Genomic DNA, 19,691 nt, shown 5'->3' with positions numbered 1-19,691 from the left:
TCCCTCCTTTCGATACCGGAAAGCTCCCCCATGCTGAAGCTCGATCCCCGCAGCACCGCCCTGATTCTCATCGACGTCCAGAACGGCACCCTCGGCCAGCCGCTGACGCCGAACAGCCGGGAGATGGTCATTGCCAATAGCGCCACGCTGGCGACCCGCCTGTCCCAGGCCGGCGGCACCCTTGTTCGCGTACATGTAAGCTTCTCGGACGGATACCGGGACAGGCCACAGGGCGAGACCGACGTGCCGATGATTCTTCCCGAAGGCGGGCTACCCGCCGACTGGAGCGCCTTTCCGGCCGAAATCGCGGCCCTTAAACCCGATATTCAGATCACGAAACGGCAGTGGAGCGCCTTCTTCGGCACCGAACTCGACCTCCAGCTGCGCCGGAGGGGAATTAGAACTGTGATCATCGGAGGGCTGATGACCAATTTCGGCGTCGAGACGACCGCGCGCGATGCCTGGCAGCTCAACTATGCCACGCTCGTGGCGCACGATGCCGCCAGCAGCATCGGGGAGGGACTGCACGACTTCGCAGTCCGCAACACTCTGCCCCGCGTGGCGCGCGTGCGTTCGACCGCGGAGATCATCGCCGCGCTTGCAGCATGACTTTTTGCCAGGCGGCTCTTGCGAGCCGCCTTTTCGATGCCCTCGAACGAGGACAAAGTGCCCGCCGGGTATCGAGGCCGTAGCTTTCGGATCGCGAAGCACTTATTTCTCTCCTACGAGAATTCCTTACCTTCGAGACCCAATGGCTTCCTCCCGTCCCGTCGCCGCCGGCGATCATGTCTTCCTCGTCGACGGCTCGTCCTTCATCTTCAGGGCCTACTTCCAGTCCATGAACCAGGACTCGAAGTACAACAGCCGCATCTCGGACGGAATGCCGACCGGTGCGGTGCGGCTCTTCGTGTCGAAGCTCCTGCAGTTCGTCCGCGACGGCGCCGCCGGTTTCATGCCGACGCATCTCGCCATCGTGCTCGACAAGTCGGAAGGCTCGTTCCGCAAGGAACTCTACGAGGACTACAAGGGCCACCGCCCGGATGCACCGGAAGACCTGAAGGTGCAGATGCCCCTCATGCGCGAGGCCATCCGTGCCTTCGGCCTCGAACCGGTGGAGCAGGCTCGCTACGAGGCGGACGATCTTATCGCCACCTATGCCCAGGAGGCCAAGGCACGGGGCGCGAATGTCCTGATCGTCTCATCCGACAAGGACCTGATGCAGCTCGTCGATCCGCTGGTGCTGTTCTACGACTTCGAATCGGGCTCCAAGGGCAAGCCCGGATATCGTCCGGAACGCAACCTGGACGTTGCCGCCGTCACCGAGAAATGGGAAGGCATTCCTCCCGAGAAGATCGGCGACGTCCTGGCGCTCATGGGCGACACTTCGGACAACGTTCCCGGCGTTCCTGGAATCGGCCTGAAGACCGCGGCTCAGCTCATCAAGGAATACGGCGACCTGGAGACACTCCTGGCGCGGGCCAGCGAAATCAAGCAGCCGAAGCGCCGCGAGACGCTGATCAACAACGCGGAAGCAGCCCGTCTCTCGAAGAAGCTCGTCACTCTCGATTGCGAAGCGCCGCTGCCGGTTGCGCTCGATTCCTTGCGCCTGCCGGAACCCGACCCGAAGGCGCTGGTCGCCTTTCTCAAGGCGATGGAGTTCAGCACCCTGACCCGGCGCGTCGCAGAACTCTACGATGTGGATCCAGCGCAGATCGAGCCGAGCCCGCGCCTTATGCCGGGAGGCGAAGCCATTACCTGGCAGCGCTTCGGCGGCCCGGCTCCGGTGGCGGAAGAGGTTCCCTTCTCCGCGGGCGCTGCCGTATCGGGCGACGTCGATCCCTTTGCCGGTCTCGACCTTCCGGAAACCAGCGCTCAACGCAAACCTATCGAGGGCCTCGGCACGCCGTCGCAGCTGTCAGGAAAGCGGGCGACGGAGGCCTCGTCGCAGGCGATCGACACCAACGCCTATGAGACGATCACCAGTCTCGACCGTTTGAAGGAATGGGTCGAGCAGGCACGCGCACAGGGCTTTCTGGCCGTCGACACGGAAACGAGTGCGCTTGACGCCAATCTCGCGGATCTCGTCGGCTTCTCGATGGCGCTGGAACCGAGCAAGGCCGCCTATGTCCCGCTCCAGCACCGCAGCGATTCCGATCTGTTCGGCGGCGGTCTCGTATCGGGACAGATTCCCCTGAACGATGCGCTTGCCGCCATTAAGCCGCTTCTGGAAGATCCGTCCGTCCTCAAGATCGGGCAGAACCTGAAATACGACTGGGTCGTATTCAAGCGCTATGGCATCGATCTGAGGCCCCTCGACGACACGATGCTGATCTCCTACGTGCTCGACGCCGGCAAAGGCTCGCACGGTATGGACGAGCTTTCGCGCCGCCATCTTGGCCATTCGCCGATCAGCTTCAGCGATGTCGCCGGAACGGGCCGCAACAAGGTGAGCTTCGACCGGGTCGAGCTTGCCAAGGCCACGGCCTATGCGGCCGAGGACGCGGACGTGACCCTGCGTCTGTGGCAGCTATTGAAGCCGCGCCTTGCCGCGGAGCGTCGCACGACCGTCTACGAGACGCTGGAGCGGCCGCTGGTCGACGTGATCGCCCGCATGGAGATGCGCGGCATCGCCGTCGACCGCCAGATTCTCAGCCGTCTTTCGGGTGATTTCGCCCAAAGCCTCGCGCGGCTCGAGGATGAGATCCACGAGATTGCGGGCGAGAAGTTCGCACTCGGCTCTCCGAAGCAGATCGGCGACATTCTTTTCGGGAAAATGGGCCTGCCGGGCGCGAAGAAGACGCCGTCTGGCCAATGGGCGACGCCCGCGACTCTGCTCGACGAACTGGCGCAGGCGGGGCACGTACTGCCTGAGAAAATTCTCGAATGGCGCCAGCTCGCCAAGCTGAAATCGACCTATACGGACACCCTGCAGCAGCACATGCACCCGGAAACCAAACGGGTGCACACCTCCTTCTCGCTGGCTGCGACGACAACAGGCCGCCTGTCCTCATCCGAGCCGAACCTTCAGAACATCCCGATCCGTACGGAGGCAGGCCGCAAGATCCGTAAGGCCTTCGTGGCGCCGGAAGGCTCGAAGATCATCTCGGCCGACTACAGCCAAATCGAGCTGCGCATTCTCGCGCATATCGCCGATATCCCGCAATTGCAGGACGCCTTTGCCAAGGGGCAGGACATTCACGCGGCGACGGCCTCCGCCATGTTCGGCGTGCCCCTCGACAAGATGACGCCGGATCTGCGCCGGCAGGCGAAGACGATCAATTTCGGCATCATCTACGGCATCTCGGCCTTCGGCCTCGCGGTGCGCCTCGGCATTCCGAATGCGGAAGCGGCCGCCTTCATCAAGCAGTATTTCGAACGTTTTCCGGGCATCCGCGCCTATATGGACGACATCAAGAAGACCACGCGCGAGAAGGGCTACGTCACGACCCTTTTCGGACGGGTCTGCCACTATCCGCAGATCAAGTCCGGCAATCCGTCCGAGCGCGCCGCCGTCGAGCGGCAGGCCATCAATGCGCCGATTCAGGGCACAGCGGCCGACATCATCCGCCGGGCCATGGTCCGCATGGAGGATGCGCTCAAGGCCGAACGGCTTTCTGCCCGCATGCTTCTGCAAGTCCACGACGAACTCGTCTTCGAGGCTCCAGACGAGGAGATCGAGGCAACCCTGCCGGTGATCTCCCGCGTGATGACCGAAGCCCCCTTCCCCGCCGTGACCCTAAAAGTCCCGCTCGCCGTCGAGGCGCGCGCCGCACAGAACTGGGACGAGGCGCACTAAGCGCATATTTCGGCGAAGCAGATCAGGTTCGCCGAGATATGCGATGCACGATGGAAAAGGGATGATTCCACTGACGTGGAATCATCCCTATCCACGCCGCGGCTTTCGAACGGGCAGAGAAGAAACCGAAAGAGCAATCCTGCCGTTACGGCATTGACCTATCGTGGGCCGGCATGTGCTCCGGCGCACCGCAAAGCTTCCTTTGCCTGAATGCGACCGGATGCTGCAATCGGCCTGGTTTTCCCTGCAAATGCAGGGCCTTATCCAATAAGACCCTTCTATACATTACGTTAGGTAAAGTATCCATTCCGACAAAACCTCTCTGAACGGGGAGTTGTTGGACGTGACGCGCGGTCATATAGCGCTTGAGCGAGTTGCTTTACTGATGTTGCAGCAGCGAATTCTTGATGGCTGCATGTCATTCCGGCAGGTCACCCAAGATTACGTCAATCATTTCTTAATCCATACCGCAACGCGGGCTTTCACGCCCAGCTTCAACCTCTCGACCGAACCTCGCCTGAAACACCGGCAGTCGCCAACGAAACCTTCCGCTTCCAGGAGAACTAGATATGGCCTTCAAGATTTGGGGAACCGAGGGTATTACCCAAGCCCTTTCTGGCATTACGGTTAACCACCCCTCCGTCGCAGGTCTGCCGAACGGCGGCTATGTCGTAAGCTGGCTGGACCATAGCGGGCGATTTTCGTTTCAGATCTACAACGGTCTCGGAGCGAAAGTCGGCTCACCTGTCCAAGTGTCTGCAGCAAACGTCCCGCAGGGCTCCACTCCCGATGTTGTGGTCACGGACGCTCAAGGCAACTTCGTCGTCACCTGGAGCGAGGAAGTCAGCGCAACGAATAAGTCCATTTTCAGCCAGCGCTATACGATCAACGGTACGACGATCGGCGATAAGATCACCGTTGCGGCGAGCGGGGCCATCAGCCACGAAATTGCTACGACTTCCAAAGCCGATGGTTGGGCGACAACCTATGAAGACCAAGGCAAGGTATGGATCCGCTATTACGATAGCCAAGGCGCGGCTTCTACGCCTGTCGAAATCGGACTTGTGAACATCAACTCTCATGTGGACGTTGCCCAAACCGGTGCGGGCCAACATGTCGTTGCATTCGCCACCGGCGGCTCCATCAAGTTTGGCGTGACGAACGGCGCCACTCCGGCAACTTTCGGCACGATGACCGGAGAAAGAGCAGAGGTTGCAGGACTGCTGTCTCCAGTTAACGGGCAGCCATCAGGGAACTTTGTCGTCGCTACCGTAAACGATGCAGGAAAGCTCCAGGCTCACATATTTACCGGAGGCATCGAGAACGTTGTCGATGTCGCACAAGGCGTCGTGCGTCCGGGCGACTTCATGGGCATTACTGCCCTCAAGACCGGCGAGTTCGCGGTCGCATATTCGCAAAGCTCGACTGCCTACGGCGGCTCGCACGAGGTCTTTCTGCAGCTCTTCAGCGCCGATGGTCAGGCACGCCCCGAAGGGGCGCTCCGGGTCAATTCGCTCCCCAACAAGAGCTACGAATGGATGCCCTCCCTGTCCGAGATGACAGATGGGCGGATTGCGATCACGTGGCGTGATCCGAATGTTGGAAACAGCATCATTTCCGAGACTCTCGTAGACGCTCGGATAAAGGCTGTCGTAGTGAACGGCACCGCCGGCGACGATATCTATGTCGGCACCAACGCCGAGGCCAATAATCCCAATATCGGCAATGACGAGCTCAATGGAGCAGGCGGCAACGACCTTCTCATTGGCGGAACCGGAGCGGACAAGCTCGATGGTGGAGACGGTATCGATACCGCATCGTTCCAGTATGCCACCTCGGGCGTCTCCGCGAGCCTTGCAACAGGAACGGGGACGGGTGGCGAAGCGGCTGGTGATACTTATACCAATATCGAGAATCTTCTTGGCTCCAACTTCGCCGACACTCTGGTCGGCGGCGCAGGCAGCAACAAGCTCGATGGCGGCGCCGGCAACGACTATCTCGACGGTGGCGATGGTGCGGACGTGATGATAGGCGGCACCGGCAGCGATACCTTCATCGTCAATCATGCTGGCGATGTTCTGGTAGAAACTTCTGCCGATGCAAGCATCGATACGGCCTATACGTCGGTGACCCATACCCTCGAAGCCTATGTCGAGAACATGATCGCCACGGGCTCGGATGCGATCACGCTCACCGGCAACGCCTGGGACAACACCCTGATTGGCAACGGCGCCAATAACACGCTCATGGGCGGAGCAGGTAATGACGTCCTGAACGGCAACGGCGGCGCCGACTATATGGACGGCGGCGCAGGCAACGACACCTATTACATCGACGACCCGAACGACATTGTTCATGATAGCGGATCGGGCGATGTCGATACGGTGATCGTCTCGGTCAATTACGATCTCAACAAGCTCGTCGGCATCGAGAACATCACGGGCTCCGGCAGCGCGTCGATCACGCTGACCGGCAACGCCGCCAACAACACCCTCTCTGGCAATGACGGCGCCAATATCCTCTATGGTGGCGCCGGCAACGACGTTCTTTACGGGTATGGCGGCAATGACCGCATTCATGGCGGACTCGGCGCCGACAGGCTCAGTGGCGGTACGGGACGCGACATTTTTGTGTTCGACACGAACCCAAAAACCAAGGGCAACACCGACAAGATCCTGGACTTCAACGTGAAGGACGACTCGATCTATCTGGAGAACAAGTATTTCAAGATCGGGTCGAAGGGCACTCTTGCAAAGCCAGCCGCTTTGTCGAGCAAGATGTTCTATGTGGGCGCCAAGGCGCACGACAAGGATGACCGCATCATCTACGACAAGAAGAAGGGCGTCCTCTATTACGATGACGACGGCAGCGGCTCGCACAAGGCTGTCGTCTTCGCGACCCTGTCGAAGAATCTGAAGATGACCTATCACGACTTCTTCGCCATCTGATCGCTCTCATCTCATGTGAGTTTTCGCGAAAGAGCGCCCCTTGCCGGGCGCTCTTTTCGTTTCTTGAGCAGCTGCTCAGCGAAGATCACGGCTTCTGGATCGCGCATGAACCGGCACAGAACGAGGCATCCTGGGGATCTCTGAGACGACCGCTAAACCGGTATGGTCCCGATCGCGACGGCCTCTAGCTTCCTTCACGATCATGTCGCGCCAGCGAAGGAGCCTTCCATGCCTTATGAATTTTACTACTGGCCAGGAATCCAGGGACGCGGCGAATTCGTGCGGCTGGTACTGGAAGAGGCAGGCGCTGACTATGTGGACGTCGCCCGTGGCCCCAGGGGCATGTCCACCATGATGCGGATGATCGAGGCTGCCGATCATCCGCCTTTCGCGCCGCCCTTTCTCAAGGATGGGGACCTGATCATCGGCCAGACCTCCGCCATTCTGCTCTATCTCGGAGCCCGTCACGGCCTCGCGCCCAAGGACCCGGCTGGGGGCCTCTGGACACAACAAATCCAGCTCACTATCGCGGACCTCGTGGCCGAGGCCCATGACACGCACCATCCGATCTCGGTCGGGCTCTATTACGAGGATCAGCAGGACGAGGCTCTGCAGCGGGCGAAGGATTTTCGACAGAACCGGATCCCGAAATTCCTCGGCTGGTTCGAAACGATCCTGACCCGCAACCCGGCTGGCGACGCCCATCTCGTCGGCGCGGAACTGTCCTATGCGGATCTCTCCCTGTTCCAGGTGATCGAGGGGCTGTCCTATGCCTTTCCGAAGGCCATGACCCGGGAATTACGCAAGGTGCCGCGCGTCGCGGCACTGCGCGATACCGTGGCGGTGCGGCCACGGATCCAGTCTTATCTGCAGAGCCCGCGGCGCATTCCCCTCAACGAGGAGGGCATCTTCCGCCATTATCCGGAACTGGACGGGTGAGGCGGCGGCACGGCAACGATGCCTTAAGGGTCTCGTGCGCAATGTCGCCCCGCGGGCCCCGACCGATGGGTGCGGTCCGCAATGCGTGCGTGGAGTATCCGATGAGCGACGAATCCGAAACCATTGCGACCCGCCTCTGGCGCGACCGGGTCGGCCTGCGCGAAGCGGAGCGGGATTCCGCTCTGGCGCGGGTCCGGCAGATGGAGGAGAAGCTGGCGGATCTCATGGCCGAGAACGCCCGGCTGACCGCAGAGCTTGCTCGCCTCAAGATGCACGCAGGATCAGAGTCCTTTGCCCCTCTCTCGGAGACCGAGCTTCAAATGGAAGCCCTGCGTGGCGCTCTCCTGCCGCTGATTTCCGCGCCGGACCTCTCCCGCGACGCGGCCTGACGCCACCCATCGCGGTCAGGCGGCAAGGCGATCCATGGCCTCGTTCATGCATTGCACGGCAAGGTCCTGACCGGCGCGGGCCACGAGGCTGCAGCCCTTCGGGACCTCGCGCCAGCCCATGGTCTTGTCGTCGATCGGCTCCGAGACCACGAGAAGATTGCCGGAGCTCTCCCGGAAATAGAGGGTCGGCGGCTGGCCGTCGCAGGACCAGCGATAGGCCCAGAGGCTCTCGCCATCGGTGACGGAGGCCGTGAACCGCAAGGGCTCCGCAATGCCCGCGTCCTCCATCAGACCACGCACCTGCTTGAGGGTCCGCGCCATGGCCGCGACCGGTTCATCGGCGAGGCCGTTGGCGAGGGCGAGCAGGAAGATCGCCTCGGAATCCGTCGTACCGAGGCGCGTGTCGTAGAGCTCGTCCGGAATCAGCGCTTCGAGACGGCGCTTGATGCGCCCGTATCCGCCGATCTGGCCGTTATGCATGAACAGATGCCGCCCATGGGCGAAGGGGTGGCAATTGGCCCGAGTGGTCGAGGTGCCGGTGGAGGCCCGCACATGGGCGAAGAACAGGCTGGAGCGGACTTGCTCGCAGAGGCTTCTCAGATTCTCGTCCGACCAGGCCGGGCGGACCTCGCGATAAAGGCCGGGCTCGCGCCGCTCCCCGTACCAACCGATGCCGAACCCATCGCCGTTCGTCTCCGTCTTAGCCTCGACGGCGTGAAGCGACTGATGCACGAGGGAATGAGCTGGCGCACAGACCAGATCGGTCAGGAAAATCGGCTCTCCCCGATAGGCTAGGAAGCGGCACATGGCTGTTTCGACCCCCGGAGGCGTTGCGACGCCCTTTGTGAAACCTTGTTTTACTGTCTTTCGGTCGAGGTGAACAGCCGGTTAACGGGGGACCGTTGCCCCGGTTCGAGCAATCCCCTACACCTTGCGCCATCTCAAAAAAACGCCAGTCATACTGGCAACAGGGGGATCGTATGCTTCGCGTCTCGCGCCTCGCGCTCGCCATTCTCGCGCTGACCGCTGCTCCGGAAATCGCTCTCGCGGCGGAGCTCGACGGGCGCAGCCTCAGCCTCTTCTGGGCCCTGCCATTTGCCGGCATCCTGCTGTCGATCGCTCTCTTTCCCCTCCTGGCCGCCCATGCCTGGGAACATCACCAGGGCAAGATCGCAGCCCTGTGGGGCCTGCTTGTCCTCGCTCCGATGGCCCTGCTGCTCGGCCCCGGCACGGCCCTTCAGGCCCTCGCTCATACGGCGCTTCTCGAATACATCCCGTTCATCCTCCTCCTGCTCGCCCTGTTCACCGTGGCAGGCGGCATCCTGATCCGCGGCAACATTCATGGCGCGCCGGCGACCAACGCGGCGCTTCTCGCCATCGGAACGGTCCTTGCGAGCTTCATCGGCACGACCGGTGCGTCCATGGTGATGATCCGTCCGGTCCTGCGGGCGAACGACGATCGTGTCCACAACGCCCACGTGGTGGTGTTCTTCATCTTTCTGGTGTCGAACATCGGCGGCTCGCTGACGCCACTCGGCGATCCGCCGCTCTTTCTCGGCTTCCTGCGCGGCGTCGATTTCTTCTGGACCACGACGCATCTTTTCCCTGAGACGCTGTTCGTGAGCGTTCTACTGCTCGCCGTCTTCTTCGTCTTCGACGCCTATCTCTATCGCAAGGAGGGCCGCGTCCGCCCGGATCCGACACCGGATCAACCAGTCCGCATTACCGGCGGGATCAACTTCCTCCTAATCCTCGTCATCATCGGAGCCATCCTGTTCAGCGCCACCGCCGATCTCGGCCGCTTCACTCTGTTCGGTGCCGAAATCGAGACGGCCAATGCGGTGCGCGACCTGGTGATGATCGCCGTCACGTTCACGTCGCTTGCCTTCACCCCTCGGGCGAACCGGGAGGAGAACGGTTTCTCCTGGGGGCCGATCAAGGAGGTGGCGAAGCTATTCGCCGGCATCTTCGTGGCGATCATTCCGGTCCTCGCCATGCTCAAGGCCGGTGCGGACGGCGCCTTCGCTCCGCTGGTGGCTTTGGTATCGAACCCGGACGGCAGCCCCAACAACGCAGCCTATTTCTGGCTGACGGGCGGCCTCTCGTCCTTCCTCGACAACGCACCGACCTATCTGGTGTTCTTCGAGCTCGCAGGCGGCGACCCGCAGTATCTCATGACCAAGGGCGCGCTGACACTCGCCGCCATCTCGGCGGGCGCCGTGTTCATGGGCGCCAACTCCTATATCGGCAACGCCCCCAACTTCATGGTCTATGCCATCGCCCGCGAGAAGGGCGTCGCGATGCCGAGCTTCTTCGGCTACCTCGTCTGGTCCGGCCTCGTCCTAATCCCGACCTTCCTGATCGCGACGGTGCTGTTTTTCCAGCATTAGGAACAGCGGATCCTGTCATTCCGGGGCGCATCGCAGGTGCGAGCCCGGAATGACGACAGATCAGTTGCTCAATCGCTTCGCCACATCCTCGGCGATCGACAGGGACGAGGTCAGTCCTGGGCTTTCTATCCCGAAGAGATGCACCAGGCCGAGCAGCCCATGTTCCTGCGGCCCGTCGATGACGAAATCCGCGGGCTTCTCGCCGGGACCGGTCAACTTCGGGCGAACACCCGCATAATCGGGAACCAGAGCGCCGTCAGGAAGCCCCGGCCAATAGCGGCGGATCGAGGCGTAGAAGCTTTCTGCGCGCGCCGGATCGACCTTGTAGGCCTCGCTCTCGATCCATTCGACATCCGGGCCGAAGCGCATTCGACCGGCGAGGTCGAGGGTCACGTGGGTCCCGAGGCCGCCGTCGACGGGAGCCGGATAAATCAGATGCGAGAAGGCCGGCCTGCCGAGACATCCGAAATAGTTGCCCTTGGCGAGAACGAGGGGCGGCACGCGGTCTTCCGGATAACCTTCCGTCGATCGCGCCAGCTCTTGAGCATGCAGGGAAGCCGCATTGACCACCGCATCGACGGGAAGAACCGCCGGCTCGGCGCCACCAGCATGCACCTCCCATCCGCTTCCGGCACGCGTGATGCCTTTCACGGGCGAGTGGAACGCGATCATGCCGCCGGCCTGTTCCAGATCGCCCTGGAGCGCGAGCATGAGCGCGTGGCTGTCGATAATGCCCGTCTCACGCGAAAGGACCGCACCGGTGCAGGCGAGGTTCGGCTCCAGCGCCCGCGCCTCGGCGCCCGTCAGGAAGGAGAGGCCCTCAACCCCATTCGAGATGCCCTGTTGGTAGATCCCCTCGATCTTCGCCTGCTCCAGGTCGTTCGTTGCGACGATGAGCTTGCCGCATCTGGCATGCGGAACGCCGTGGCTCTCGCAGAAATCGTAGAGCATCCGTCGCCCGGCGACACAGTGGCGGGCGCGCAGGGATCCCGACGGGTAATACATGCCGCCGTGAATCACCTCGCTGTTGCGGGAAGACACGCCATTGCCGATTCCGCCCGTCGCCTCCGCAACAATCACCGCATGGCCGCGCAGCGCGAGCGCACGGGCGATGGCGAGACCGACCACACCGGCTCCGACGACGAGGATATCCATCAGTGCTTACGAGTTTCTCTTGCGAAGCGTGACATAGAAGAAGGATGCCAGCAGGATCGCTGTGGCGATGGGAGAGACGATAGCACCTGCAAGGTAGCTTCCGCCACATCCCTCCCCCCGCGCGGCATCGAGAATGGGATGAGGGGAAAGGTTTTCCTGCACGGATATCCAAGCAATCGGCATCGAGACTATTGCCGCTGCCAAAGTAAGCCAGCGCATTCCCGGTTCGAACAGATTCAGAATTGCAATGCCAAGCAGGATCAGGGTGACGACGGAGAAGAATTCCCGAACCACATAAATCCACAAAGGGGCATGCATCAGCCAGAGAGGCGCCGCCTCTCCCAGAACTTTGTCGCAAACCTCCGCCAAAGCCGGGGAAGCGGCAAGACACCCAGCGCTGACTGACAGCGCCACGATTTGATGGCGTGAAATGAAAAGGCGGCCCATGGACCGCCTTTTACACCGCTTTGAAGTGAACTGTAACGAAGTTCGCTAAGCCGCAATCGACATCTGTGGAGCCGCGGCCTTCACGTCCGCATCCACATGGGCCTCGAAGCGCTTGAAGTTCTCGTTGAACATATCGACGAGACGCTTCGCGGTCTGGGCGAAGGCCGCTTTATCGGCCCAGGTCTTGACCGGGTAGAGGATATGAGGCTCGACGCCCGGCACCGAGGTCGGCACCGCGAAGCCGAAATAGGGATCGCGACGGAAATCGGCGCGGGAGAGCGAACCGTCGAGAGCAGCCGTGAGCAGGCGGCGCGTGACACGGATCGGCATGCGCCTGCCTGTGCCGTACTTGCCGCCGGTCCAGCCGGTGTTCACGAGCCAGCAATCCACGTGGTGCTTGGCGATGAGATCGCGCAGCAGGTTGCCGTAGACGGATGGGTGACGCGGCATGAACGGTGCACCGAAGCAGGTCGAGAACGTGGCTTCCGGATCCTTCACGCCCTTTTCCGTGCCGGCCACCTTCGCGGTGTAGCCGGAGAGGAAGTGATACATGGCCTCCGCCGGCGTCAGCTTGGCGATGGGAGGAAGAACACCGAAGGCATCGCAGGTGAGCATCACGATGTTCTTCGGAATGCCCGCACGGCCGGTGGCGCTCGCATTGGGAATGAAGTCGAGCGGATAGGCGCAGCGCGTGTTCTCGGTCTTCGACGCATCGTCAAAATCCGGCACGCGGGTGATCGGGTCGATGATCACGTTCTCCAGCACCGTCCCGAAGCGTTCCGTGGTGGCGAAGATCTCAGGCTCAGCCTCGCGGGACAGGCGAATCGTCTTGGCGTAGCAGCCGCCTTCGAAATTGAAGACCCCGTTCGGGCCCCAACCATGCTCGTCGTCGCCGAGCAAAGTCCGGTTCGGATCGGCGGACAAGGTCGTCTTGCCGGTGCCGGAGAGGCCGAAGAACACCGCCACGTCGTTGGAGCGGCCGACATTTGCCGAGCAGTGCATGGGCATCACGTGCTCTGCCGGCAGAGCGTAGTTGAGATAGGTGAACACGGACTTCTTCATCTCGCCCGCATAGGACGTGCCGCCGATCAGGACGATCTTCCGGGTGAAGTCGCAGGCGATCACGGTCTCCGTCCGGCAGCCGTGCCGGGCAGGGTCGGCCTTGAACGAAGGCAGGTCGATGATGGTCAGATCGGGGACATAGCCCTTCAGCTCGCCCTGCTCAGGACGGATCAGCAGGTTGCGGATGAACAGGGAATGCCAAGCATATTCCGTAAAGACCCGCGCCTTGACCCGATAGGCCGGGTCCGCGCCGCCATGGAGATCCTGGGCGAACAGCTCCTTGCCTTCCGCATGGGCGAGAAAGTCCTTGAGCAGGATGTCGAACTGCTCGGGCGTGATGGCGCCGTTGTTCTCCCACCAGACCGCGCTTTCGGTCGCGGCGTCCCGCACCACGAACTTGTCCTTGGGGGAACGGCCGGTATGCACGCCGGTCTCAGCCAGAAGGGCGCCACCCTGGACGAGCTTGGTCTCGCCGCGGGTCAGGGACTGCTCATAGAGGGCGGGGGCCTCGAGGTTCCAATAGACCCGTTTCAGATTGCGGAAGCCGATGGCTTCAGCGCCGTGTGCGCTGTTGAAGACGCCGATAGTGTCCACGAAAGACTTCTCCTGATCGCCGGCCGCGGAACGCGGCCCGGATGCCATGCCTGATGGCGGCTCTTACAATGTTCCCGGGCGGTATAAAGTTTCTTCCGGCCCCGGGTAAAAGGCATTGTTTAGGCTATGAAGCGTCGCCGTCAACCAAAGCCGTTCCATTTCATTCCATTTTGCCGACGGGCACCCCTTCATCCCCGTTCATCTCCGGTTGGGATGGCCCCCTTAAAGTCCCGATCGGCTCTCCCCCTCTGGCGCTTTGCCGGGGAGATCTTACTTATGCCATCAGAAAGGCGCAGTTCGGCACGTTTTGTCGCCTCAGGCGTTATCCGGCAACGCGCCGATGCCAGCCGATTCTAGCAAGGAAGAGTTCATGCCAACGATCGCTCTCGTCGACGACGATCGCAACATCCTCACCTCGGTTTCCATCGCCCTCGAGGCGGAGGGGTACCGGATCCAGACCTATACCGACGGCGCCTCCGCTCTCGATGGTCTGAAGCATGCCCCGCCGGACCTGGCGATCTTCGACATCAAGATGCCGCGCATGGACGGTATGGAGCTGCTGCGCCGACTGCGCCAAAAATCCGATCTGCCGGTGATCTTCCTGACCTCGAAGGACGAGGAGATCGACGAGTTGTTCGGCCTCAAGATGGGCGCCGACGATTTCATCCGGAAGCCGTTCTCCCAGCGGCTCCTCGTCGAGCGCGTGAAGGCCGTCCTGCGGCGCTTCGCACCCCGCGATCAATCGGCCCCCCGGGAGGCCGATGCGAAGGCCCTGGAGCGCGGTCAGCTCAAGATGGATCCGGAGCGCCACGCCTGCACCTGGAAGGGCGAGCCCGTAACGCTGACCGTGACGGAGTTCCTGATCCTGCAGGCTCTGGCCACCCGTCCCGGCGTGGTGAAAAGCCGCAACGCCCTGATGGACGCGGCCTATGACGATCAGGTCTACGTGGACGACCGCACCATCGACAGCCACATCAAACGGCTGCGCAAGAAGTTCAAGTCGGTTGACCCCAACTTCGAAATGATCGAGACCCTCTACGGCGTCGGCTATCGCTTCAAGGAAGGCTGACGTCCGATAGCCCTGAGTGAGGCATGAAGGCTGACCCGATCGACGCCGAAGCCGTGACCGACGATCCTCCTGCTCCGCGTGGCCTTCTCGCGCGGTTGAGGCGTTTCGGCCATATGCTGATGCGGCGCACCTCGTCGAGCCTGACGCGGCGGATCGTGGTGCTCAATCTGGGCGGGCTCGTCGCCCTCCTGATCGGATTCCTCTACCTCAACCAGTTCCGGCAGGGGCTGATCGAAGCGCGGGTCCTGAGCCTCCTGACCCAAGGAGAGATCATCGCCGGCGCCATCGCCAGCTCGGCCACGGTGGAGACCGACACGATCACCATCGATCCGGACAAGCTCCTGCAAATGCAGGCCGGCCAGACCGAGCGCTTCAACGAAGAGAGCTTCTCGCCGCTCGAATTCTCCATCAACCCGGAGCGAGTCGCTCCCCTCCTCCGCCGGCTGGTGACCCCGACCCGCACCCGCGCCCGGATCTTCGACCGCGAGGGAGCCCTCCTGCTCGACTCGCGCAACTTCTACTCCCGTGGTGACATTCTCCGTCAGGATCTGCCGCCCGTCGCGGACGAGGACACGAGCTTCATCGAGCGCGGCTGGAATACCGTCCGCGGATTCTTCGTCCGCAAGAAGCGCATCCCCTACGAGGAGCCAGGACCTAACAACGGCAAGTCCCTCCCCGAGGTCCAGCAGGCTTTCGGCGGCCAGCGGGCGTCCGAGGTGCGCACCAATGTCCGCGGCGAGACCATCGTCTCGGTCGCCGTTCCTATCCAGCGCTTCCGAGCGGTCCAGGGTGTGCTGCTTCTGTCGACCCAAGGGGGTGACATCGACGGGATCATCGACTCGGAGCGATTCGCTCTGCTCCAGGTCTTCCTGGTCGCCGCGCTGGTCATGATCGTGCTCTCGCTGCTTTTGGCCAACGCCATTGCCGGCCCCGTACGCCGGCTGGCGGAAGCGGCGGAGCGAGTTCGCTGGGGCACCAAGTCCCGCCAGGAAATCCCGGATTTCACCCGGCGGTCCGACGAAATCGGCCATCTGTCCGGGGCCCTGCGTGATATGACGCGGGCCCTCTACAACCGCATCGACGCCATCGAGAGCTTCGCAGCCGATGTCGCCCATGAATTGAAGAATCCGCTGACCTCCCTGCGCAGCGCAGTCGAGACCCTGCCGCTGGCGCGCAGCGAGGATTCCCAGCAGCGGCTCATGTCCATCATCCAGCACGACGTGAAGCGTCTCGACCGGCTGATCAGCGACATCTCGGACGCCTCCCGCCTCGATGCGGAGCTGGCGCGAGCGGATGCGGAACCCATCGACATGGCGCGGCTCCTGGAAGCTGTCGTCTCGGTTGCCAACGAGCGCCGACGCGAGGGCGATCCCCCGGTCTTGCTCAAGACGGAACCATCCGGCCGCAACCCCTTCATGATCCTCGGCCACGACAACCGCCTGGGCCAGGTGTTCAACAACCTCATCGACAATGCCCGGTCCTTCTCGCCCCCAGAGGGGACGGTGAGGATCTTCCTGAGGCGGCGCAAGACCGACGTCGAGATCGTCGTGGAGGATGACGGCCCGGGAATCGAGCCCCATGCCTTCGACCGGATCTTCGAGCGCTTCTATACCGACCGCCCCGAACAAGGCTTCGGCCAGAACTCGGGCCTCGGTCTCTCGATCTCGCGGCAGATCATCGAGGCCCATCGGGGAACGATCCGGGCAGAGAACCGGCTCGGACCGCCGGACGAGACCGGGGAGCCAGGGCGGCTCGGAGCGCGTTTCGTCATCCGCCTGCCGGCGGCGGGCCAGACGGGATGACCGCGCCTCTGGCCGACCGGGAGACCGTACATGCCGGCTGCATCGCGATCGGCGAGGCCGGCATTCTGATCCGTGGAGCTTCCGGCTCCGGCAAGTCGACCATGGCTCGGGAAATGGTGCGCCAGGCGCGGGCCGAGGGCCTGTTCTCAGGCATCGTCAGCGATGATCGAACCCGGCTGGAAGCTGCCCACGGCCGCCTTGTGGCAAGGCCGGTTACGACCATTGCGGGGTATCGGGAAGTCCGGGGGATCGGGATCGTGCGCGCTTCCTTCGAGGCCGCCGCCGTCATCCGCCTGGTCATCGACCTGTCGGAGGACGCGCCGGAGCGTCATCCCGAGGGTGCGGAGTCGCAGGTTCGGCTCTGCGGCGTCTTGCTCCGTCGCATTCGGGCCCAAACTGGGGCACCTTTGCTGGACCTCGCCCTGGGCAGCCTGAGCGGTGTCTACGACGCGGTCGTGACACTGTGATGAAGTTTTTATCTTCGATGCTCTTGCGCTTAGCTTCGCGGTGCACAAAATAGCGGCTCCGCTCAACGGAGCGATCGGACCAGTAACATTATGATTGGCATGGTGCTCGTCACCCACGGGCAACTCGCGACGGAATTCAAGGCTGCGCTCGAGCACGTAGTGGGGCCTCAGGAGCAGCTCGAAACGATCACGATCGGACCCGACGACGATATGGAGACGCGGCGCAAGGACATCATGGCCGCCGTCTGCCGCGTCAATTCGGGTCAGGGCGTCGTGGTCCTCACGGACATGTTCGGAGGAACGCCCTCGAACCTGGCGCTGTCCTGCATGAACGGCAATGCCGTTGAGGTCGTCGCCGGCATCAACCTGCCGATGCTCATCAAGCTGGCCAGCGTGCGCGACGAGGAGACGTTGACGGATGCCGTCTCGCATGCTCAGGAAGCAGGGCGCAAATATATTAACATTGCATCGCGCGTCCTGACCGGAAAGTAGCGTGGAAGGAATGTAATGGACCGCTCAGCCGAAGAGGATTGCGACTGCCCGCCGGCCACCGTTCCAGACGGTGCTCAGGTCCGCGAACTGAGAATCACCAACCGCCGTGGGCTGCATGCCCGCGCCTCCGCCAAGTTCGTGCAGACGGTCGAGCGCTTCGATTCCGATGTGACCGTCACCCGCTGCGGCGAAACCGTCGGCGGCCGCTCGATCATGGGTCTCCTGACCCTGGCCGCCGCGCAGGGCACCACCATTACCGTCACCGCCAAGGGCGAGGACGCAAATTTCTGCCTCCAGGCGATTGACGATCTCGTCTCCAACAAATTCGGCGAGGATGAGTGAGCGGAAAAACATATAAAGACATCTTTATATGTTGATTGCCTCTCTTCCGGCTCTCTGCTAAACACGGCGCCAATCCACCGGTGCAACCCAAGCCCAAGAGAGTTCCATGAGCCAAGCTGCCGCGAAGAGCGCGAACGACGCGCGCGACTACGTCGTCAAAGATATCAGCCTTGCCGATTTCGGCCGCAAGGAGATCTCGATCGCCGAGACCGAAATGCCTGGCCTGATGGCCGTGCGCGAGGAATACGGCCCGAAGCAGCCCCTGAAGGGCGCCCGTATCGCCGGCTCGCTCCACATGACGATCCAGACCGCGGTGCTGATCGAGACGCTCAAGGCTCTCGGCGCCGACGTCCGCTGGGTGTCCTGCAACATCTACTCCACCCAGGACCACGCCGCTGCCGCCATCGCGGCCGCCGGAATCCCCGTCTTCGCCTACAAGGGCGAGACCCTGGAGGAGTACTGGGACTACACCGCCAAGCTCTTTGACTGGCACGGCGGCGGCATGCCAAACATGATCCTCGACGACGGCGGTGATGCCACGATGCTGGTCCACGCGGGGCTTCGCGCCGAACAGGGCGACGTGGCCTTCCTCGACAAGCCGGGCTCTGAGGAAGAGGAAGTCTTCTTCGCGCTGATTAAGCGGCTCCTGAACGAGAAGCCGAAGGGCTGGTTCGGCGAGCTCGCCAAGTCGATCAAGGGCGTCTCCGAGGAGACCACCACGGGCGTGCACCGGCTCTACATCATGGAGAAGGAGGGCAAGCTCCTCTTCCCGGCGATCAACGTCAACGACTCGGTCACCAAGTCGAAGTTCGACAATCTCTACGGCTGCCGTGAATCTCTCGTCGACGGCATCCGTCGCGGCACGGACGTGATGATGGCAGGCAAGGTCGCCATGGTCGCGGGCTTCGGCGACGTGGGCAAGGGCTCCGCCGCTTCGCTCCGTCAGGCCGGCTGCCGCGTGCTCGTCTCCGAAGTTGATCCGATCTGCGCCCTGCAGGCCGCGATGGAAGGCTACGAGGTCACGACGATGGAGGACGCGGCTCCCCGCGCCGACATCTTCGTCACCGCCACCGGCAACAAGGACGTCATCACCCTCGACCACATGCGCGCCATGAAGGACCGGGCGATCGTCTGCAACATCGGGCACTTCGACAATGAGATTCAGGTGGCGGGCCTGAAGAACCTCAAGTGGAACAACATCAAGCCGCAGGTCGACGAGATCGCGTTCCCCGACGGGCATCGCATCATCCTGCTCTCCGAAGGTCGCCTCGTGAACCTCGGCAACGCCATGGGGCATCCGTCCTTCGTGATGTCGGCCTCGTTCACCAACCAGACGCTGGCCCAGATCGAGCTCTTCACGAACCAGGGCAAGTACGAGCGCAAGGTCTACACCCTGCCCAAGCACCTGGATGAGAAGGTCGCCTCCCTGCATCTGGAGAAGATCGGCGTGAAGCTCACCAAGCTGCGTCCCGATCAGGCATCCTATATCGGCGTCTCGGAGAAGGGCCCGTTCAAGCCGGACCACTACCGCTACTGAGCAGCCCATCTCATCCGTCTTGGAAAAGCCCGGCTCCGCCGGGCTTTTTCGTGCCTTGCCGGCTACCCCTTCCCCTCCGAATCGGCAGCCTTGACCCTGAGATCCAGCTCCGCTGCAATGCAGATCGACAGCTTGTTCACAGGTTTTCCAAAGGAAGCTTAAGGGGACCTTAACCCCCTTTCTGGCGGAGTCGGGGGTGTCTAGAGTGAACGCGATTCGTCCGGTCATTGTCGGGTTTAGCGAACCGGGACGCAGTTCCGTT

At 62.4% G+C, this 19,691-nt stretch carries 16 protein-coding genes; 12 read left to right on the top strand and 4 right to left on the bottom strand.

What is annotated here, in order from left to right; genetic code table 11:
• Positions 1-30: 30 nt before the first annotated feature.
• The 5 genes from K9B37_RS14675 (at position 31) to K9B37_RS14655 (ending at position 8,072) form a co-directional block, all read left to right on the top strand.
• Positions 31-609 (top strand): isochorismatase family protein, encoded by a 579-nt coding sequence (locus K9B37_RS14675; RefSeq protein WP_224314006.1) that lies wholly within the window; start codon positions 31-33, stop codon positions 607-609.
• 142 nt (positions 610-751) lie between these two features.
• Positions 752-3,796, top strand: coding sequence for a DNA polymerase I (gene polA, locus K9B37_RS14670; protein WP_224314004.1), 3,045 nt, complete (start codon positions 752-754; stop codon positions 3,794-3,796).
• Positions 3,797-4,365: 569 nt separating this feature from the next.
• The gene (locus K9B37_RS14665; RefSeq protein WP_224314002.1) at positions 4,366-6,744 is read left to right on the top strand and encodes a calcium-binding protein; all 2,379 of its coding nucleotides are present in this window, start codon (positions 4,366-4,368) and stop codon (positions 6,742-6,744) included.
• 228 nt (positions 6,745-6,972) lie between these two features.
• Positions 6,973-7,683: a glutathione S-transferase gene (locus K9B37_RS14660; protein ID WP_224314000.1), complete on the top strand. Its 711-nt coding sequence runs from the start codon at positions 6,973-6,975 to the stop codon at positions 7,681-7,683.
• 101 nt (positions 7,684-7,784) lie between these two features.
• Positions 7,785-8,072 carry a hypothetical protein gene (locus K9B37_RS14655; protein WP_224313999.1) on the top strand — a complete coding sequence of 96 codons (288 nt, stop codon included), beginning with the start codon at positions 7,785-7,787 and terminating at the stop codon, positions 8,070-8,072.
• A gap of 15 nt (positions 8,073-8,087) precedes the next feature.
• Here K9B37_RS14655 and K9B37_RS14650 read toward each other — a convergent pair whose 3' ends face one another.
• Positions 8,088-8,879, bottom strand: a complete 792-nt coding sequence (locus K9B37_RS14650) for a class II glutamine amidotransferase (RefSeq protein ID WP_224313997.1) — start codon at positions 8,877-8,879, stop codon at positions 8,088-8,090.
• 173 nt (positions 8,880-9,052) lie between these two features.
• On the opposite strand from K9B37_RS14650, the gene K9B37_RS14645 reads away from it, so the two are divergent.
• Positions 9,053-10,462, top strand: coding sequence for a sodium:proton antiporter (locus K9B37_RS14645; RefSeq protein WP_224313995.1), 1,410 nt, complete (start codon positions 9,053-9,055; stop codon positions 10,460-10,462).
• A 60-nt stretch (positions 10,463-10,522) separates the two neighbouring features.
• Here K9B37_RS14645 and K9B37_RS14640 read toward each other — a convergent pair whose 3' ends face one another.
• Genes K9B37_RS14640 through K9B37_RS14630 form a run of 3 tightly spaced genes read right to left on the bottom strand, consistent with a single transcriptional unit; the run spans position 10,523 to position 13,720 of the window.
• Positions 10,523-11,617, bottom strand: a complete 1,095-nt coding sequence (locus tag K9B37_RS14640) for an NAD(P)/FAD-dependent oxidoreductase (RefSeq protein ID WP_224313993.1) — start codon at positions 11,615-11,617, stop codon at positions 10,523-10,525.
• A 6-nt stretch (positions 11,618-11,623) separates the two neighbouring features.
• On the bottom strand, positions 11,624-12,064 hold the full coding sequence (locus tag K9B37_RS14635; RefSeq protein ID WP_224313991.1) for a hypothetical protein: 441 nt from the start codon (positions 12,062-12,064) through the stop codon (positions 11,624-11,626).
• Positions 12,065-12,109: 45 nt separating this feature from the next.
• The gene (locus K9B37_RS14630; RefSeq protein ID WP_224314149.1) at positions 12,110-13,720 is read right to left on the bottom strand and encodes a phosphoenolpyruvate carboxykinase; all 1,611 of its coding nucleotides are present in this window, start codon (positions 13,718-13,720) and stop codon (positions 12,110-12,112) included.
• Positions 13,721-14,090: 370 nt separating this feature from the next.
• Here K9B37_RS14630 and K9B37_RS14625 point away from each other — a divergent pair, with 370 nt between their 5' ends.
• The 6 genes from K9B37_RS14625 (at position 14,091) to ahcY (ending at position 19,429) form a co-directional block, all read left to right on the top strand.
• On the top strand, positions 14,091-14,789 hold the full coding sequence (locus K9B37_RS14625; protein ID WP_224313989.1) for a response regulator transcription factor: 699 nt from the start codon (positions 14,091-14,093) through the stop codon (positions 14,787-14,789).
• Between the two features lie 23 nt (positions 14,790-14,812).
• Complete coding sequence (locus K9B37_RS14620) at positions 14,813-16,591, top strand: sensor histidine kinase (RefSeq protein ID WP_305072161.1); 1,779 nt, start codon at positions 14,813-14,815, stop codon at positions 16,589-16,591.
• Positions 16,588-17,058, top strand: a complete 471-nt coding sequence (locus tag K9B37_RS14615; protein ID WP_224313987.1) for an HPr kinase/phosphorylase — start codon at positions 16,588-16,590, stop codon at positions 17,056-17,058. Before K9B37_RS14620 ends, K9B37_RS14615 begins: the two co-directional genes overlap by 4 nt.
• A gap of 90 nt (positions 17,059-17,148) precedes the next feature.
• Complete coding sequence (locus K9B37_RS14610) at positions 17,149-17,550, top strand: PTS sugar transporter subunit IIA (protein WP_224313985.1); 402 nt, start codon at positions 17,149-17,151, stop codon at positions 17,548-17,550.
• A gap of 15 nt (positions 17,551-17,565) precedes the next feature.
• Complete coding sequence (locus tag K9B37_RS14605; protein WP_224313984.1) at positions 17,566-17,892, top strand: HPr family phosphocarrier protein; 327 nt, start codon at positions 17,566-17,568, stop codon at positions 17,890-17,892.
• Between the two features lie 106 nt (positions 17,893-17,998).
• A complete protein-coding gene (ahcY, locus tag K9B37_RS14600) occupies positions 17,999-19,429 on the top strand; it encodes an adenosylhomocysteinase (RefSeq protein ID WP_224313982.1) in 1,431 nt (476 codons plus the stop codon).
• Positions 19,430-19,691: the final 262 nt, after the last annotated feature.

It is taken from the genome of Microvirga puerhi (genome assembly GCF_020089865.1).
GTDB lineage: Bacteria > Pseudomonadota > Alphaproteobacteria > Rhizobiales > Beijerinckiaceae > Microvirga > Microvirga puerhi.
Note: the sequence above shows the minus strand (reverse complement) of the source record. Positions and strands in the feature narration are given on the sequence as shown.

Excerpts from the sequence above, each read along its gene's own strand:
- K9B37_RS14635 (WP_224313991.1), bottom strand. The coding sequence starts at position 12,064 with ATGGGCCGCCTTTTCATTTCACGCCATCAAATCGTGGCGCTGTCAGTC.
- K9B37_RS14645 (WP_224313995.1), top strand. The coding sequence starts at position 9,053 with ATGCTTCGCGTCTCGCGCCTCGCGCTCGCCATTCTCGCGCTGACCGCT.
- K9B37_RS14605 (WP_224313984.1), top strand. The coding sequence starts at position 17,566 with ATGGACCGCTCAGCCGAAGAGGATTGCGACTGCCCGCCGGCCACCGTT.
- K9B37_RS14625 (WP_224313989.1), top strand. The coding sequence starts at position 14,091 with ATGCCAACGATCGCTCTCGTCGACGACGATCGCAACATCCTCACCTCG.
- K9B37_RS14615 (WP_224313987.1), top strand. The coding sequence starts at position 16,588 with ATGACCGCGCCTCTGGCCGACCGGGAGACCGTACATGCCGGCTGCATC.
- ahcY (WP_224313982.1), top strand. The coding sequence starts at position 17,999 with ATGAGCCAAGCTGCCGCGAAGAGCGCGAACGACGCGCGCGACTACGTC.
- K9B37_RS14620 (WP_305072161.1), top strand. The coding sequence starts at position 14,813 with ATGAAGGCTGACCCGATCGACGCCGAAGCCGTGACCGACGATCCTCCT.
- K9B37_RS14640 (WP_224313993.1), bottom strand. The coding sequence starts at position 11,617 with ATGGATATCCTCGTCGTCGGAGCCGGTGTGGTCGGTCTCGCCATCGCC.
- K9B37_RS14650 (WP_224313997.1), bottom strand. The coding sequence starts at position 8,879 with ATGTGCCGCTTCCTAGCCTATCGGGGAGAGCCGATTTTCCTGACCGAT.
- K9B37_RS14655 (WP_224313999.1), top strand. The coding sequence starts at position 7,785 with ATGAGCGACGAATCCGAAACCATTGCGACCCGCCTCTGGCGCGACCGG.
- K9B37_RS14675 (WP_224314006.1), top strand. The coding sequence starts at position 31 with ATGCTGAAGCTCGATCCCCGCAGCACCGCCCTGATTCTCATCGACGTC.
- K9B37_RS14665 (WP_224314002.1), top strand. The coding sequence starts at position 4,366 with ATGGCCTTCAAGATTTGGGGAACCGAGGGTATTACCCAAGCCCTTTCT.
- polA (WP_224314004.1), top strand. The coding sequence starts at position 752 with ATGGCTTCCTCCCGTCCCGTCGCCGCCGGCGATCATGTCTTCCTCGTC.
- K9B37_RS14610 (WP_224313985.1), top strand. The coding sequence starts at position 17,149 with ATGATTGGCATGGTGCTCGTCACCCACGGGCAACTCGCGACGGAATTC.
- K9B37_RS14660 (WP_224314000.1), top strand. The coding sequence starts at position 6,973 with ATGCCTTATGAATTTTACTACTGGCCAGGAATCCAGGGACGCGGCGAA.